We start from the raw sequence: 15,516 nt of genomic DNA on the forward strand, positions 1-15,516 counted from the left end.
GCCGCCCTGGGCCTCGATGGCCGCCACCGCCTCGTCCGCCTTGGCCTTGTTGCCGGCGTAGTGCACCGCGAGGGCGAAGCCGTCCTCGGCCAGGCGGTCGACCACGGCCCGGCCGATGCCTCCGGTACCGCCCGTGACCAGCGCGACGCGGGTGTTCGTTTCCGTCATGGTGACCAGTCCTTCATGTGGTGCGGCAACGTGTCCGATCCAGCGGATGCATCGCCGATCTCGTCCTTGCGTTATCGACGATAACAGCAGGACGGAATGATGGCAACACATTTCCGTGAGCATCGATAACAGCGCCTCGGCGCCAGCGACAGCGCCGCCGCGTGGCCGACCGCTTGACTGCGGGCATGCGGCCTGCCCTGACATACGGTGGAGTAGCCCCGCAGGCATGGGCTCAAGTTCATGTCAGATGACTGACATGACCAGTGACATGTTCTCCCGTGCGCAAGCCTCTGCGCATCCCGCGCGCTGGACCTGGTCGGCCGGAAACGCGCGGAGGATCCGAAGAGCGGGAGAACAGCAGGACTGCCGGTCCGGGCCTCAGGCCGGCGGGTGGAAGATGCCCTTGAGATCGGCGTCGAACAGCCGGTCCTTGGCGATGAAGGACTCGATGCCCGCCTCTTCCAGTTCCTCCGTGGACCAGAACGACTGCTCGGTGGAGGTCAGCACGATCCGGGGCGGGGTGTCCTCTTCGCGCACCATGCGCGCGACGGCCACGCCGTCATGGTCGGGAAGATGCAGGTCCAGCAGCAGTCCGTCCGGTCGGTGCTCGCGCACCGCCGCCAGAGCCGACGCGCCGTCCTCCGACTCCGCGACGACGTGCAGACCGCGCGCCGCCAGCAGCAGCCTGGCGATGCGGCGGAATCCTGGGTCGTCGTCCACGACCACGATGTTGACGGACATGCTCACCAGAATGCCTCGTGCTCCGAGTGCTGAACCATAGGGGCAGCCCCACGTTACCGCTCGGTGCGGGGCGGGGATTCCCACACGGCCGCGACGCACCCGACCGGGAGACCCTTGGGGATCTCCCCACCATCGCGGACCGATCCTGTGGGGGCGGCTCCATCGCGGCGCCGGGAAACGGCGGCCATCCTGGTACGCGGGACGTACCCCCTTCCCTCCCCCACGGTCCTCGGCCGGCCCGGGACCCGAAACGGCGGATGCGAGCATGCTGCGAATTCCGAGAGTGTCCTGGCTGTGGGTGGTCTGTGCCCTGGTGGTCCTCTGGCTGACGGTCGTCTGCTTCTTCATCTACGAACAAAGCAGCGCCGCCCCGGCCGACCGGGGGGCGAGGAGCGTCGGCGCGCTGGAGACCGCCGCGACGGCGGCCGTCCGTGCCCGGGACACCGCCGCCTTCCAGCGGCTGTTCGAGCCCGGCAGCGTCGGCCCCCGGTATGCGAGCCAGTACCTCACCCGGCTCTTCGCCCGTCCGATCACCGGCCTGCGTCTGACGTCGGAGCCCTACCAGGACCTCCGGTACCTGGTCCTGCGGGGTGAGCGGGGGCACCGTACGGTCTGCTCGGCCTGGACGATCCAGCGGTACGACGCCCGGAGCGTCCTGAGCGCCGTACCGCCGTTGGCCGATGTGTGCGGTGCGACGGCGTCGGCGGGCGATGTCCATGGAGTCGCCGCGTAGGAAGCCGGCGAGCACCGCCCGTGCGGTACGTGTGCCGCCGCCGGGTACGGTGATCTCCGCGACGCCGTGCCGACGCGGGTCCCTTGGGTGGACTGCGGGCCGGCTCGTGGATCGCGCCGCCCCTTCCCACTGTGGTCGCCGGGCCGGGGACCACGACCGGCTGACGCAGCTGGTGCGCGCCTACAGCGCCTCGATGGACGTCTCGCCGGGCCTGGCGGCCGACGCGGACATCGTGCGCCTCGCCGCGGTGCGGGACGGCCGGGTGGTCGGTACGACCGTCGCCGTCATGGCGCACGAGGTGGCCGGCGGCTTCCTCGCCGCCGATGCCTTCTTCTCCGGACCGGCCTGAGCCCTCCCCCACGGACAAGTAAGTGCTCACGGTGCGCGGCGAGACGAACAGCCGTGCGCCGATCTGCTGGTTGCTCAGGGCCGCTGACAGCGGCACGCGTCGGCGACGGCGTCCGAGAACACGGTGACACGGCAGCGGCGCCCCGTCGGCCGAAGGGACACCCGGGTGCCGCCGCCCGACCCGGCGGACGACGAACGCGGCGCCGCGGCCGGCCTGGGCCCCCCGCGGACCGGGGGGTCGCGCCCGCGCCCGCTCCGTAGGCGTTCCGATCATGCGGGTACGGCGGTCAGCGCTCGCTGTCGAGCGTCGCCATCACGACCAGTGGCCGCCGAAGCAGACCGCGCGAGAGGACGCCGTACGCCGTCAGGTCGATGCCCAGTTCCCGCGGCGTCGGGATGATCGACTCCTGCGGGCCGCGCGAGAGCAGCGAGTACTCGATCCGGAGGTCCCTGATCGGGGCCACGGGGCACCGGCGCGGACACCCGGCCCGGACCCGCCAGCCGGGGTGCGGCGGCCTCCCGGGGTACGGATCCACCCGGTCCGTCCACACCGGAACACACACCATTCCCCGCACACCTTCGAGGACGCACGGCCGGCGGCCTGCTTCGCCCGGCCCTCCCTCGCCGCCTCCTTCTTGCGAAGACGACGTCTCATGCAGTCAGGAGAGTCAACCCGTTCCAGTCAACCTCTGCTGCCTCCCGCCCTGAGGTAGGAGCGCTGCCGCAGCTTGGGCTGCGAGCCATGCTGTCGCCCGGGGACAGGGCCAGCCCAGTTCTCTGACGGTGCTCCACGAGGAGACACCGAAGTAGAACCACATGATGTCGCGTGCCTGTTCGCGGGTCACCTCGGCACGTACTTCACCGAGATCGAAGAGCCGGTCGGCGATGACGTCCAGCAGGCCGCGGTAGTGCCCCATCTTGTAGTCAGCGGCTTTGGCCACGTCGGCGTCGGAGTTGCGGGCGTCCATCAGCACCGTGAGCGTCTTGGCGTGCCGCTCGATCACCTTGCCCGTGCCCACCGCCGTCAGCCGGAGGATCTCACGCCCGTCGTCGGTCGCCAGTACCTGCTGCCTGGTGAGATCCACCTGCTCGTCGTCGGCGCTGTCCTTGGCCAGGGCCAGGATCAGCGCGGGCTTGCCGCCGATGCTGGAGTACACCGTGTTCAGCGCGACGTCGGCCTCCGCGGCGATGGTGGCGAGGCTCACCCGGCCGTATCCCCGCTCGGCGAAGAGATCGCGGGCCGTCGTGAGGATCGCCCTGCGGGTCTGCTCCGCCTTCTGTGCTCGGAGCCGGGAGGTGTACGCGCGCTGACCCATGGAGCGATCCTACCCACCCCCACATTCACATTGTGTTTCATCTATTGAATGTATGCTCCTTACGATGAATTCGGCAGCAGGCGTCGCACGAGTGACGCCGTCGGCGGCCGAACCCCCGTAAAGGAAGCAGAAGGTCATGAGAAGCAGACTGGTCGCACTCGCGTGCGCCGTCACGGCCGCGGCGACGACCGCGGTCACCGCCCTCACCCAGGTCTCCGCCTCGGCGGCGACACGACCGGAGGCCGGCCCTCGTATCGCCGCGCACTTCGACCTGTCGCACGGCCAGACGCCGGAGAACATCGCGCTGGAGCCCGACGGCACAGCCGTCGTCACCTTCGCCGCCGGCCGCCAGGTGGCCGCCGTCAGTCCGCGGGGCGACACCCGGATCCTGGCCACGCTGCCCGCGCCCGCCGATGGCGGCGTGCACACCCCGAAGCTCGGCTTCGCCCTGACCGCGGGCATCGTCCGGGCCCACGACGGGACGCTGTACTTCCTCTACGCCAGCGGCACCCCCGACCTGACCGGCCTGTGGCGGCTGCGCCCGGGAGGCGCCCCGCACCGCATCGCGGCACTCCCCGCCGACGGGCTGCCCAACGGGCTGGCGCTGGACGAACACCACGACCGGCTCTACATGGCCGACTCCGCCCTGGGGAAGATCTACACCGTGCCCACCACGGGCGGGACCCCCACCACCTGGTCCGCCGCTCCCGAACTCGCCTCGACCGGCTTCCTCGGCGTCAACGGGCTGAAGGTCCACCGGGGCGCGCTGTGGGCGACCAACCTCGACCGGGGCACCGTGGTGCGCATCCCGTTCGGCCCGGGGGGCCGGCCCGGACCCGTCCAGATCAGGGCCACGGGGCTGACCGGCATCGACGACTTCGCCTTCACCGGCCGAGGCGACGACATCCTGGCCGCGCTCGACGGCCCCAACAAGGTCGTGCGCATCCACCCGGACGGCACCTGGACGACCGTGCTCACCAGCGCCGACGGACTCCAGAACCCGACCTCGGTCGCGGTGCGCCGAAACGTCGCGTACATACCCAGCGCCGCCTACGCCACCGCCGCCGACCCCAACCTCATGCTCGCTCCCGCAGCGAGCCCGTAGGACGGCGCCGGGCACCACATTCGACAAGAGGCCAATGGCCTGTTATTTTCGAAGCCATAAGATTCCAGTGGCCTCTTAACGAAGTGCCGGCCACACAGGCGAAGGTGGGTTCAGGTGATGAGCGAAAGCACCGCACACGCGGCGCGTACTCCGCTGGGCGGGTCCGGCATCTCGGTGCGGCCCGTCGGACTCGGGCTCATGGGGATGTCGCAGTTCTACGGCGCGACGGACCCGGACGCCTCGATCGCCACCATCCGTGACGCGATCGAGGCGGGTGTCGAGCTGTTCGACACCTCGGACTACTACGGGGCGGGCAGCGCCACCCCGGGCCGGCCGGTGGCCGGCTTCGGCCACAACGAGGAACTGCTGGGACGCGCGCTCCAGGGGCGCCGGGACCGGGCGGTCGTGGCGACGAAGTTCTCCGCGCGCCCGACCCCCGAGGGCCGCAGCTTCTTCGACGGCCGCCCCGAGTACGTGAAGGCCGCCTGCGAGGCGAGCCTGAAGCGGCTCGGCACGGACCGGATCGACCTGTACTACTACCACCGGCTCGACCCGGCCGTCCCCGTCGAGGACACCGTGGGCGCCATGGCCGAACTGGTCGCCGAGGGCAAGGTCCGGGCGATCGGCCTGAGCGAGGTCGGCCCCGAGATCCTGCGGCGGGCCCACGCCGTCCACCCCGTCGCCGCGCTCCAGAGCGAGTACTCGCTGTGGGAGCGCGGCGTCGAGGCCGAAGTACTGCCGCAGTGCCGCCGACTGGGCATCACCCTGGTGCCCTACAGCCCGCTGGGCCGCGGCATGCTCACCGGCTCCTTCGGCCGGGGCACCGAGTTCGACCGTGACGACTTCCGCTCCACGCTGCCCAAGTTCCAGGGCGACAACTTCGACCACAACCGGCGGTTGGTCGGCGAGTTGGAGGAGTTCGCCGCGAGCACGGGCAACACCGCCGGTCAGATCGCCCTCGCCTGGCTGCTGGCGCAACACCACGACATCGTCCCGATCCCGGGCTCCAAACGTCCGGCCTACGTCCGAGCGAACCTCGCCGCCACCTCGGTCCGGCTCAGCGTCGACGACGTGGCCCGTCTCGGCGCCCTGTTCGACCCCGCACGGGTCAAGGGGGGCCGGTACGGAGCCCTCAACACGCTTCCGGACGACACCGCGAAGTGACACCCGGCGCGGAACACCACACACAGGGGGCCCGCCGTACCGGCCGCCCCCTCGTACGAGGAGCACACCCCATGAACCACGACGACCAGTTCGCCGGCAGGACCGCGCTCGTGACCGGCGCCGGAAGCGGCATAGGTTCCGACATCGCCCGCCTGCTCGCCGCACGCGGGGCCGACGTCACCCTGGTCAGCCGCCAGGAGGCGCCGCTCAGGGAGCTCGCCGACGAGATCACCGGGGCGGGCGGCAAGGCCCTCGTCGTCGCCGGTGACGTCAGCGACCCGCACACCGCCGAGCACGCCGTCGCCGAGACCGTCCGCCACTTCGGCGCACTGCACCTGGCCGTGAACAACGCCGGCACCTCCGGCGTCCACCACGACGTTCCCGACCTGCCCGAGGAGGAGTGGGACAAGACCATCTCGGTCAACCTCTCCGGCGTCTTCTACGGGCTGAAGCACCAGCTCCCGGCGATCAAGGCGGCCGGCGGCGGCGCTGTCGTCAACATCTCCAGCGTCTTCGCCGACCGCGGTCTGTCGCACCGCGCCGCCTACAGCGCGAGCAAGCACGGCGTCCGCGGCCTGACCCGCGCCGCCGCGGCCGACTGGGCCCAGCACGGCATCCGGATCAACGAACTCCAGCCCGGCGTCATCCCGGTGCCCCGTCAGCAGGGCAACCCCGAAGAGGTCGCGAAGATCGCCGAGAGGATCCCGGCCCGCCGGCTCGGCACCGGCGAGGAAGTGGCGAAGGCCGTCGCCTTCCTGCTCTCCGACGAGGCGTCCTACGTCACCGGCGCCCACCTCGCGGTCGACGGCGGCTTCCTCATCTGAGCCTCTTCGGCTCCCCCGGTACGGCGGCTTCCTCATCCGAGCCTCTCCGGCTCCCCCGGTACGGCGGCTTCCTCATCCGAGCCTCTCCGGCTCCCCCGGTACGGCGGCTTCCTCATCCGAGCCTCTCCGGCTCCCCCGGTACGGCGGCTTCCTCATCCGAGCCTCTTCGGCTCCCCCAGTACCGAGTCTCCGGGCTCGTCCGCACCACCCATCCGAGACACACTCCCCGCGACACACAGAATCCGAGGCACCCTCATGAGCAAGACCTGGCTGGTCACCGGCAGTTCCCGCGGCCTGGGCCGTTCCATCGCCGAGGCCGTCCTCGCGGCCGGCGGCAACCTGGTCGCCACCGCCCGGCGCACCGAATCGCTGAACGACCTCGCCGACAAGTACGGCGACAGGGTCCGCCTCGTCACGCTGGACGTGACCGACGCCGAAGCCTCCCGCCGGGCCGTCCAGGCCGCCGTCGACGCCTTCGGCCGCCTGGACGTCGTCGTCAACAACGCCGGTTACGCCGACATGGCCGCCATCGAGGACATGACCGACGAGGCCTTCCGCAACCAGGTGGACGCCAACTTCTACGGCGTCGTGAACGTCACCCGGGCCGCCCTCCCCGTCCTGCGCGAGCAGGGCTCCGGCCACATCATCCAGATCTCCTCCGTCGGTGGCCGCGTGGGTGGCCCCGGCCTGGGCGCCTACCAGGCGGCCAAGTGGGCCGTCGGCGGCTTCTCCGAGGTCCTCGCCAAGGAAGTCGCCCCGCTCGGCATCAAGGTGACCGTCGCCGAGCCGGGCGCCATGCGCACCCACTGGGCCGGCTCCTCCATGGCCACCCCGCCGGTCAGCGACCCCTACAAGCCGGTCGTCGAGCCTGCCATCGCCCGCCAGCGGGCCTCGGACGGCAAGCAGAGCGGCGACCCCGCCCGCGTCGCACAGATCCTGCTGGACATCGTGGAGACCGAGGAGCCGCCGCTGCACCTGCTGCTCGGCAAGGACGCCGTCGAGGTCGGCCGGTTCGCGGCCGAGACCCTCGCCGCCTCGGACGCCAAGTGGCGTCATGTGAGCGAGTCCGTGTGATCCGCGGTGACGGACCTGGCGCCCAGGTCCGCCCCCTGCCGGTGCCGCCCCTCCGGACGGCACCGGCAGGCCATAGGGTGACCAGGAGCGGCGCCAGGGGTGGGCCGCGAAAGTTCCCGAGGAAGCGACGATGACAGACGACCGGCCGACCGGCTTCCAGCGCGCCCGCAGTGCCGAGCAGCGCGAGATCCGCAAGCAGACCATCCTCGAAGCCGCGACACAGCTCCTGACGGAGATGCCGGTCAGCGACATCAGCCTGCGGGAGCTCAGTCGGCGGGTCGGACTGTCGAAGACCAACGTCGTGCGCTACTTCGAGACCAGGGAAGCGGTCTTCTTCGAGCTCCTCAACCGCGACCTCGCGCGGTGGATCGAGGAGTTGTCCACCGACCTGGCGTCCGCCGGCGCCGCCGGACCGGCATCGCCCCGGGCGGTGACGGACACCCTGGCCCGGTCCCTGGCCCGCCGGACCCTCCTGTGCGAACTGCTCAGCTCGCTGGGCTCCGAACTCGAACGGAACATCTCCGCCGAGTCGGCGCGTGACTTCAAACGGGCCCACGCCCGGTTGCTGGCCGCCCTGGCGGAGCTGCTGCGCCGGCACATCCCCGCGCTGAGCCCCACGGCCGCCCGCGAGCTGGTCTCCCTGACCGTCGTCTGCACGGCCGGGCTGTGGCCCTTCGCGCATCCCTCACCGGCCGTCGCCGAGGCGCAGCAAGACCCGGAACTCGCCCCCACGAAGGTCGACTTCGCCGAGCGACTGGGCCGTACCCTGCACATCGCCGCCATCGGCCTGCTCGACCTGGAAGGGCGGGCCGGCTGACCCAGGGGCACGCCGGACCGCACCTGGTACTGCCGAACGGCGGCTGCTGCGGCAGCGCGGTCCCGGCTGGGCCGCTTCCAGGCCGAAGCGCCGCCGTGTCCGCGGCGGCCGTTCAGCGTGGCGGCGGGGGGAACCCGGGCAGGCGCAGGGTGAAGGTGGAGCCGGTGCCCGGAGTGCTGTGGGCCTCCACCGTGCCGCCGTGTGCCTCGATCAGCTTGCGCACGATCGACAGGCCGAGCCCGCTGCCACCGGTCTGGCGCGAGCGGGACTTCTCGGCCCGCCAGAACCGGTCGAAGACGTGCGGCAGGTCCTCGGGCGCGATCCCCGAGCCCGTGTCGGAGACCTCGATGCGGACGCCCGCCGTGGTGGCCCCCGCCGTCCTCCCGGCCCTTGCGGGGACGGGCGGGTCACCGGCCGCCCTCAGCAGCACGGTGCCGCCGGGCGGTGTGTGGCGGATGGCGTTCGACACGAGGTTGCCGACCGCCTGCCGCAGCCGTACCGGGTCGGCCGGCACCGTCAGTTCCGGGTCGGCCGCCACGACGAGCCGCACCCCCGCGGCCTCGGCCCGCGGACCGTGGCCCTGAGCCGTCTGGGCGAGGACGTCGGCCACACTCAACGGCTCGGTGGCCAGGGGCAGTTCACCCGCGTCCGCCGCCGAGAGGTCCCGCAGGTCGTCGATGACGTGCTGGAGCAGCACCGCCTCCTCCAGCACCGAGGCCACCAGCTTCTCGTCCGCCGGGACGATGCCGTCCTCGACGGCCTCCAGCCAGCCGCGGATGTTGCTCAGCGGCGTGCGCAGTTCGTGCGCCACATCGCTCACCATCGCCTTGCGGGCCGACTCCAGTTGCTCGCGCCGCCGTGACATCGCGTTGAACGCGGCCGACAGCCGGGCGATCTCGTCACGGCCCGCCACCTCGACCCGCGCCGAGACGTCCCCGGCCTCCATCCGCTGTGCGGCCAGGGTGAGCCTGCGCAGCGGCCGGACGAGCCGGACGCCCGCGAAGGCGGTGACCGCGACCGTCACGAGCAGCACGAGCGCCGCGCCCCACGCGATCCGCAGCTTGTTGGGCGCCGACAGGGAGAGGAAGGTGGTGGCGGTCCGGTCGCCGGGGCTGCTGACGTAGAGCTGGGCGGCGGGCGCCACGTACGGCCGCAGTTGTTCCGCACGGCCGCTCGCGACGCAGTCCCGCACGTCCTTGTCGGCCGCGGGGCCCGTGGACCTGCGCGACTCCGTGCGTGCCGCCCGCCAGGACCCGTCGAGCAGCACGTCCACCCCGCCGCGTCCCCGCCGTGCCAGGCAGCTGTCGACCAGGGCGTCGAGGGTGTCGAGGGCCTTGCGCTCCGAAGGCATCGGGGTGTTCAGCGTCGCCTCCTCGCACCGGGCGACGACGGGCTGTCCGTCCGGCGTCCGCACGGTGGGCCGGCCGCTGGGGCCGACCGTCACCCGCGCCGTGGCGCCCGCCGCCCGCAGACACGCGGCGATCTCCCGAGCCGTACCCAGCAGTCTTGCCTTCTCCTCGTCCGACAGCCGGTACGGGCCGACAACACGTGGGTCGATCCCGCTGTCGCGCGCCGCGGCCGGCAGCCGTTGCGGATCGACCGACAGGGGGTCGACGACGGCGGTCGGCTTGGCGGAGGGCACATACGGGCGGCCGGGTACCGGAGCGGAGTCCGCCAGCGTCCGGTCGCCGTCCCGCAGGACGATCCGGTGCCCGGTCGTCCGCCCCAGCTCGGCCACCGTGGGGCCCACTGTGTCCCAGTTCCGGTGCCGCGCCGCGTAGCCGATCAGCGCGTCGTAGGTCTTCGTGTCGTCGGCGAGGTCCTTGCCCTGCTCCTGACGGATCGCCACGGCCGTCGTCCGTACGACCACCCACGCGGTGGCCGCGATCGAGCACACCGACACCAGGGCCGCCACGGCGAGCAGGCGCAGGAGCAGGCTGCGCCCCAGGGGCACGGCGAAACCCGAGCCCGCGGACGGGCGGCCGGGCCGGACCTCACCGCTCATGGCGCACGCCCCCGGGCTGGGACGGGCGTTTGTCGTCGGACAGCTTGTAGCCCACCCCGTACACGGTCACCAGGCACTTCGGGCGGCGCGGGTTCTCCTCGATCTTCTTCCGCAGGTTCATGACGTGCACATCGACCGTCCGCGTGGTGATGTACCGGTCGAAGCCGTGCAGCCGCTCCAGGATCTGCGACCGGGTGAACACCTGCCCGGGCCGGCCCGCGAGCACCTCCAGCAGCCGGAACTCGCCCGGGGTGCAGGGTATGTGCGTACCGTGCGCCCAGACCTCGTGCCGGGCCGGGTCGACGGTCACCGGGCCCGCGATCAGCAGCTTGGCGGCATCCGGCGTACCGCCCGCCGCGCCGGACGCCGCCCGGGTGCGCGCGCTGCGCCGCAGCAGCGACCGGATGCGGGCCATCAGCTCGCGCGGGCTGAACGGTTTGGTCAGGTAGTCGTCCGCGCCCAGGTCCAGTCCGAGCAACAGGTCGTCCTCGGTGGACCGGGCGGTCAGCATCAGCAGGGGCAGCCCTTCGAGGCCGGCCTCCGACCGGACGGTCCGGCAGACGTCGAGCCCGTCCAGGCCGGGCATCATCACGTCGAGCACCAGCAGATCGGGCAGGCGCCGGCGGATCTGGTCGAGCGCGGCCCGGCCGTCCTGGACGAGGATCACCTCGTGGCCCTCGTGTTCCAGGTAGCGGCGGATCAGCTCGGCCTGCTTGGCGTCATCCTCAGCGACGACAACATGCGCACACATGTGAGGAGTCTAGGAACGCCCACGTCGTCCTCGGACACCTCGCGGACGAGAACACGGCAGGGTCATCGCTTTCTGACAAACCTCTGACATTCGCTCGGCAGCCTCTGCCGTCATGGACAACAAGACAGACCGGCCGCATGCCGCCGCCGGCATCCCCGGCACGGCGCGTGCCCCGCGTCGCACGCGCCGCGTCCGGACCGCCCTCCTGACCACCGCCCTCCTGACGGCGGGCGTCGCTCTCACCGCCTGCGGCGGCGGAGGCGGTGACGGCACCAGTACCGACAGCAGGCAGAAGTCGGACAGCGGCATCGCCTCGTTGGCGACCCCCTCGTCGAACGGCGGGAAGTCCGGGGCCCCCTCTTCCGCGCAGTCCGCCATCGACGCCAAGCGCCCGCTGCTGCGCCTCGACAGCTCCAAGGAGGAGATCAACCGGCTCTGGGACACGTACTGGGCGTGCCTGCAAGCCCACGGCGTCCCGATGAACACCAAGCGGGTCGATCACCCCGGTGGCCAGGCGCCTCCGGTCGACGACCAGAAGGTCACGGACCAGTACAAGGCGCAGTACCACGCGTGCCTGGACAAGATGCCGCTCCAGCCGGTGGAGGAGCGCCCCGAGACCAACCCGCACTACGCGGACGACTTCCGCGACTACGTCAAGTGCCTGAGGGCGAAGGGCTTCAAGGTGCACGAGGTCTTCCAGTCCGACGGGAGCCCCGACGGCTGGACCGGTGACGACGACGGCGGCAGTTTCCCGAACGAAAAGGCCGACAACGACTGCCGCCTGGAGGCGTTCGGTGGCAAGGGCAAGAACTGAGGCCGGCGCACACTCGTCCACCGACGCCGGCGGACGGACCGGCAGCCGGATCGCGGTCGCCGTCGCCGTTCTCGCCCTCGTCGCGGGCGGGGTGTACGGCGGAGTCGCGCTGAAGCGGCACGGGGACGCCGGCCACGCCAAGCCCGCCGGGGTGCCGTCCGCGCAGACCACCCTCATCCGCCGCACCGATCTGTCCGACAGCAAGGCGCTGCCCGGCACGCTCGGTTACGGCGCGGCGGTCACGGTCAAGGGTGCCGGCAAGGGCCTGATCACCAGGCTGCCGGCGAGCGGTTCGACGGTGACCCGGGGCAAGCCCCTGTACTGGGTGGACGACCAGCCGGTCACGCTCTTCTACGGCGACACCCCGGTGTTCCGCACGCTGGACCAGGCTGCCGTGAAGGCCGGGGCGAGCGGCGCCGACGTGACCGTCCTCGCGGACAACCTGAAGGCCCTCGGCTACGACATCGGCCCCGAGCCGCGTACCACGCAGTCGTCCACCGGCGCGGGCAAAGCCCCCGGGGCCGTCCTGACGTCGTCCCTCCTCGACGCACTGAAGCGCTGGCAGCGCGACACGGGCCGGCAGCAGACCGGGACCCTCTCGGTGGGCCAGGTGGTCGTGCTGCCCGGCGCGGTCCGCGTCGGTGCGGTGAAGGCCCAGCTCGGCGACCCGGCGGAGGAGGACGTCCTGTCGGCGACCTCTCTGCGGAAGTCGGTGTCGGTGACGGTCGACGCCGGTGACGCAGCCCAGATCCACCAGGGTGACAAGGTCTTCATCGCCCTTCCCGACACCAAGCAGGTACCGGGCAAGGTGACCTCGGTCGGTACGACGGTGCAGGGCGGCCCGGGTGACGCGTCCGACGCGTCCGACGGCGACACCTCGCCGTCGTTGCGGGTCACGGTGGTGCCGGAGGACAGCGCCTCGGTCAAGAACCTGGACGCGGCATCCGTACGGGTGACCTTCACGACGGAGACCCGCAAGAACGTCCTCACCGTGCCGGTGGGCGCCCTGCTCGCGCTCCAGGAGGGCGGCTACGCGCTCCAGCGCCCGGGCGGGCAGCTGGTCGCCGTGAAGACGGGGCTGTTCGCCAAGGGCCAGGTCGAGGTCTCGGGCGCCGGGGTCGAGGAGGGGCAGCGGGTGGTGACGGCATCGTGAGAGCCCGCCACGGCAAGCACCGCGAGGACGGTCGCCGCGAGGACGCGGGATGCGGCACGGGTGCGCACGCCGCGACGGCCGCGGCGTCCGCCGACGACGACACGCTCCTCATACGCACGGGCGACGGCACATTGCCCGTACCCGGGGGTGACGACACACTGCCCGTCGGCGTCGGCGACGACACCCTGTCCCTCCGCGCCGTACCCGCCGCGGCCGGAGCGGCCGGAGCGGCCGGAGCGGCCGAGCCGTCGCCCGTGCTGCGGCTCAGGAACGCGACCAAGGCGTTCCCCGGCGGCGTGACGGCGCTCGACGACGTGTCCCTGACCATCCACGAGGGCGAACTGCTCGCCATCGTCGGCCCCTCCGGCTCCGGCAAGTCCACGCTGCTCAACATCATGGGAACGCTCGACCTGCCCACCCGCGGCACCGTGGAGATCGCGGGGCAGGACGCGGCGTCCCTGGGCGACCGGCGGCTGTCCGCACTGCGCGGACGCTGGCTCGGCTTCGTCTTCCAGCAGTTCCACCTGACGGACGGACTGACCGCGACGGAGAACGTCGCCACCAGCCTGCTGTACGCGGGGGTGCCGCGCAGACGGCGCACACCGCTCGCGCTCGCCGCGCTGGAACGGGTCGGGCTCGGCCACCGGGTCGGACATCTGCCGCACCAGCTGTCCGGCGGCGAACGGCAGCGCGTCGCCATCGCCCGCGCGCTGGTGGGCGAGCCGGCTCTGGTGCTCGCGGACGAGCCGACGGGCGCGTTGGACTCCGCCAACGGCCAGGCCGTGCTCGACCTGCTCGTCCGACTGAACCGAGAGGGCACCACCATCGCCGTGATCACGCACGACGGAAGCATCGCGGCGCGGCTGCCACGCCAGGTGGAGATGCGCGACGGGCGCATCGTCAGGGACACGGGACCGCGCCGCGGCCCGGCGGCGCACCGGGGCAACGGCTCCGCACCGCCGGCCGGGCCCACCGCGTCCGGACGGCCCGCGGACGCCGCCACCGGCCCGGCCCCGGGAGAGAACCCTTGAACGCCGCGAACCCGACCCCCGCAAGACACCCGGCAAACGCCGCGAACCCGGCCCTCGCGAGGGAACCGGTGAGCGCCGCCGCCCGCGAGAGGCTCGCCCGTCCGGCCCGGCAGAGCCCGTCGGACGTGCTGCGCCTCGGGCTGATCGGCGTCCGGACCCGCCGGCTGCGTGCCGCGCTGTCCGCGCTGGGCATCTCCATCGGCATCGCGACCCTCGTCCTCGTGACGGGCATCCCGGCATCCAGCCAGCGGGCGCTGAACGACCAGTTGTCCGCGCTCGGCACGAACATGCTCCGCGCGGTCCCCCAGCCCGATCAGAACCCCCCGGTGGTGCTGCCCGCGTCCGCCGACAAGATGGCCGCCCGCATCGGTCCGGTCACCGCGACCGGTCAGGTCGCCAACACCCACCGGTTGGTGCACCGTTCGGACCGGACCGACCCCAACGACGGACTGGGCCTCACGGTCCTCGCCAGCGGCGACGGCCTGCTGCCGGTGCTGAACGGCCGTGTGCGGGCGGGGAAGTTCCTCGACGCCGCGACCGACCGGCTGCCGACAGCGGTCCTCGGCTACGAGGCGGCGTCCCGCCTCGGCGTGACCACCCTGGCACCGGGCCGGGAGGCACCGCAGATCCTCGTCGGAACCAAGTGGTTCACGGTCATCGGCATCCTCGACCCGCTGCCGCTCGCGCCGGACCTGGACCGCTCGGTGCTGGTCGGCTGGGAGGCGGCGCAGAAGACCCTCGGCTTCGACGGGCACCCGACCGTGGTCTACGTCAAGGCGCAGGAGGACGCCATCGAGGCGGTCTCGTCCGTGCTGCCGGCCACGTTGTACCCGGAGCTGCCGGGCCTGGTGCAGGTCAGCCGCCCTTCGGACGCCCTGGCGGCCAAGCGGGCGACGAACAGCGCCTTCTCGTCGCTGTTCCTGGGTCTCGCCGGGGTGGCGCTGCTCGTGGGCGGGATCGGCGTGGCGAACACCATGTACATCTCGGTGCTGGAACGCCGCAAGGAGATCGGCCTGCGGCGCGCGCTCGGCGCGAACCGGGGCCAGATCAGGAGTCAGTTCCTCACCGAGTCGGTGGTGCTGTCACTCCTCGGCGGGGTCACCGGCACGGTGATCGGGGTACTGGCCACCGCCGGTTACGCCGTCTACGAGGGCTGGCGGCCCGTCATCCCGCTCACGGTGCTCGGCGCGGGTGTGGGCGGTGCCGTGGTCATCGGGATGCTGGCGGGCGTGTACCCGTCGATCCGTGCCGCGCGGCTCACACCGACCGAGGCACTCGCCACGACATGACACGGAGAGGCGGCGTCCCGGGCGCCGGTGAAACAGGTGCTTCGGCCGTGTGAGTAGCCTGAGACACGTTGCAGGTCGACCGTGCCCCTCGGAGGAGATCCATGTCCACATCCACACCCGTGCCCGCCGACCCCGCGTCGAGCCACCGCGCCATCGAGAACCTGATCGCGCGGTACGCCGAGC

16 protein-coding genes and 1 pseudogene are annotated in these 15,516 nt (G+C 72.1%); 11 read left to right on the forward strand and 6 right to left on the reverse strand.

Going from position 1 to position 15,516, the window contains the following annotated elements:
- Together IE294_RS44240 and IE294_RS44245 are read right to left on the reverse strand one after the other, a co-directional pair.
- Positions 1-168 (reverse strand): SDR family NAD(P)-dependent oxidoreductase (locus IE294_RS44240; RefSeq protein WP_189894998.1); only part of this gene is annotated, 168 nt, incomplete at its 3' end.
- Positions 169-546: 378 nt separating this feature from the next.
- Positions 547-909, reverse strand: a complete 363-nt coding sequence (locus IE294_RS44245; protein WP_189894999.1) for a response regulator — start codon at positions 907-909, stop codon at positions 547-549.
- A 265-nt stretch (positions 910-1,174) separates the two neighbouring features.
- Here IE294_RS44245 and IE294_RS44250 point away from each other — a divergent pair, with 265 nt between their 5' ends.
- Both IE294_RS44250 and IE294_RS48650 read left to right on the forward strand, forming a co-directional pair.
- Positions 1,175-1,642: a hypothetical protein gene (locus IE294_RS44250; protein ID WP_229918080.1), complete on the forward strand. Its 468-nt coding sequence runs from the start codon at positions 1,175-1,177 to the stop codon at positions 1,640-1,642.
- A gap of 193 nt (positions 1,643-1,835) precedes the next feature.
- Complete coding sequence (locus tag IE294_RS48650; protein ID WP_229918082.1) at positions 1,836-1,991, forward strand: hypothetical protein; 156 nt, start codon at positions 1,836-1,838, stop codon at positions 1,989-1,991.
- 331 nt (positions 1,992-2,322) lie between these two features.
- On the opposite strand, the pseudogene IE294_RS44260 reads toward IE294_RS48650, so the two are convergent.
- Positions 2,323-2,466, reverse strand: a pseudogene (locus IE294_RS44260) (aldo/keto reductase); the annotation flags it as partial.
- A 192-nt stretch (positions 2,467-2,658) separates the two neighbouring features.
- Complete coding sequence (locus IE294_RS44265) at positions 2,659-3,306, reverse strand: TetR/AcrR family transcriptional regulator (protein WP_189895001.1); 648 nt, start codon at positions 3,304-3,306, stop codon at positions 2,659-2,661.
- Between the two features lie 136 nt (positions 3,307-3,442).
- Here IE294_RS44265 and IE294_RS44270 point away from each other — a divergent pair, with 136 nt between their 5' ends.
- The 5 genes from IE294_RS44270 (at position 3,443) to IE294_RS44290 (ending at position 8,290) form a co-directional block, all read left to right on the forward strand.
- The gene (locus tag IE294_RS44270; RefSeq protein WP_189895002.1) at positions 3,443-4,411 is read left to right on the forward strand and encodes a hypothetical protein; all 969 of its coding nucleotides are present in this window, start codon (positions 3,443-3,445) and stop codon (positions 4,409-4,411) included.
- A gap of 114 nt (positions 4,412-4,525) precedes the next feature.
- Positions 4,526-5,575, forward strand: a complete 1,050-nt coding sequence (locus IE294_RS44275) for an aldo/keto reductase (RefSeq protein WP_373315957.1) — start codon at positions 4,526-4,528, stop codon at positions 5,573-5,575.
- Positions 5,576-5,646: 71 nt separating this feature from the next.
- Positions 5,647-6,399 carry an SDR family NAD(P)-dependent oxidoreductase gene (locus IE294_RS44280; RefSeq protein WP_189895004.1) on the forward strand — a complete coding sequence of 251 codons (753 nt, stop codon included), beginning with the start codon at positions 5,647-5,649 and terminating at the stop codon, positions 6,397-6,399.
- Positions 6,400-6,654: 255 nt separating this feature from the next.
- Positions 6,655-7,473 carry an SDR family NAD(P)-dependent oxidoreductase gene (locus tag IE294_RS44285; protein WP_189895005.1) on the forward strand — a complete coding sequence of 273 codons (819 nt, stop codon included), beginning with the start codon at positions 6,655-6,657 and terminating at the stop codon, positions 7,471-7,473.
- Positions 7,474-7,603: 130 nt separating this feature from the next.
- Positions 7,604-8,290, forward strand: coding sequence for a TetR/AcrR family transcriptional regulator (locus IE294_RS44290; RefSeq protein WP_189895006.1), 687 nt, complete (start codon positions 7,604-7,606; stop codon positions 8,288-8,290).
- A 112-nt stretch (positions 8,291-8,402) separates the two neighbouring features.
- Here IE294_RS44290 and IE294_RS44295 read toward each other — a convergent pair whose 3' ends face one another.
- On the reverse strand, positions 8,403-10,295 hold the full coding sequence (locus tag IE294_RS44295) for a sensor histidine kinase (protein WP_189895007.1): 1,893 nt from the start codon (positions 10,293-10,295) through the stop codon (positions 8,403-8,405).
- Complete coding sequence (locus IE294_RS44300) at positions 10,285-11,046, reverse strand: response regulator transcription factor (RefSeq protein WP_189895008.1); 762 nt, start codon at positions 11,044-11,046, stop codon at positions 10,285-10,287. Before IE294_RS44300 ends, IE294_RS44295 begins: the two co-directional genes overlap by 11 nt.
- 112 nt (positions 11,047-11,158) lie before the next feature.
- On the opposite strand from IE294_RS44300, the gene IE294_RS44305 reads away from it, so the two are divergent.
- The 4 genes from IE294_RS44305 (at position 11,159) to IE294_RS44320 (ending at position 15,333) form a co-directional block, all read left to right on the forward strand.
- Positions 11,159-11,860 carry a hypothetical protein gene (locus IE294_RS44305; protein ID WP_189895009.1) on the forward strand — a complete coding sequence of 234 codons (702 nt, stop codon included), beginning with the start codon at positions 11,159-11,161 and terminating at the stop codon, positions 11,858-11,860.
- Positions 11,841-13,013 (forward strand): efflux RND transporter periplasmic adaptor subunit, encoded by a 1,173-nt coding sequence (locus IE294_RS44310; protein ID WP_189895010.1) that lies wholly within the window; start codon positions 11,841-11,843, stop codon positions 13,011-13,013. Before IE294_RS44305 ends, IE294_RS44310 begins: the two co-directional genes overlap by 20 nt.
- Before the next feature lie 254 nt (positions 13,014-13,267).
- Entirely contained in the window at positions 13,268-14,044 is a 777-nt protein-coding gene (locus IE294_RS44315; RefSeq protein ID WP_229918084.1) for an ABC transporter ATP-binding protein, read from the forward strand.
- Between the two features lie 68 nt (positions 14,045-14,112).
- The gene (locus tag IE294_RS44320; RefSeq protein ID WP_189895011.1) at positions 14,113-15,333 is read left to right on the forward strand and encodes an ABC transporter permease; all 1,221 of its coding nucleotides are present in this window, start codon (positions 14,113-14,115) and stop codon (positions 15,331-15,333) included.
- The last annotated feature ends 183 nt before the right edge of the window (positions 15,334-15,516 follow it).

It is taken from the genome of Streptomyces canarius, from assembly GCF_014650735.1.
Lineage (GTDB): Bacteria > Actinomycetota > Actinomycetes > Streptomycetales > Streptomycetaceae > Streptomyces > Streptomyces olivaceoviridis.

Excerpts from the sequence above, each read along its gene's own strand:
- IE294_RS44290 (WP_189895006.1), top strand. The coding sequence starts at position 7,604 with ATGACAGACGACCGGCCGACCGGCTTCCAGCGCGCCCGCAGTGCCGAG.
- IE294_RS44305 (WP_189895009.1), top strand. The coding sequence starts at position 11,159 with ATGGACAACAAGACAGACCGGCCGCATGCCGCCGCCGGCATCCCCGGC.
- IE294_RS44250 (WP_229918080.1), top strand. The coding sequence starts at position 1,175 with ATGCTGCGAATTCCGAGAGTGTCCTGGCTGTGGGTGGTCTGTGCCCTG.
- IE294_RS44295 (WP_189895007.1), bottom strand. The coding sequence starts at position 10,295 with ATGAGCGGTGAGGTCCGGCCCGGCCGCCCGTCCGCGGGCTCGGGTTTC.
- IE294_RS44270 (WP_189895002.1), top strand. The coding sequence starts at position 3,443 with ATGAGAAGCAGACTGGTCGCACTCGCGTGCGCCGTCACGGCCGCGGCG.
- IE294_RS44285 (WP_189895005.1), top strand. The coding sequence starts at position 6,655 with ATGAGCAAGACCTGGCTGGTCACCGGCAGTTCCCGCGGCCTGGGCCGT.
- IE294_RS44245 (WP_189894999.1), bottom strand. The coding sequence starts at position 909 with ATGTCCGTCAACATCGTGGTCGTGGACGACGACCCAGGATTCCGCCGC.
- IE294_RS44300 (WP_189895008.1), bottom strand. The coding sequence starts at position 11,046 with ATGTGTGCGCATGTTGTCGTCGCTGAGGATGACGCCAAGCAGGCCGAG.
- IE294_RS44265 (WP_189895001.1), bottom strand. The coding sequence starts at position 3,306 with ATGGGTCAGCGCGCGTACACCTCCCGGCTCCGAGCACAGAAGGCGGAG.
- IE294_RS48650 (WP_229918082.1), top strand. The coding sequence starts at position 1,836 with ATGGACGTCTCGCCGGGCCTGGCGGCCGACGCGGACATCGTGCGCCTC.
- IE294_RS44280 (WP_189895004.1), top strand. The coding sequence starts at position 5,647 with ATGAACCACGACGACCAGTTCGCCGGCAGGACCGCGCTCGTGACCGGC.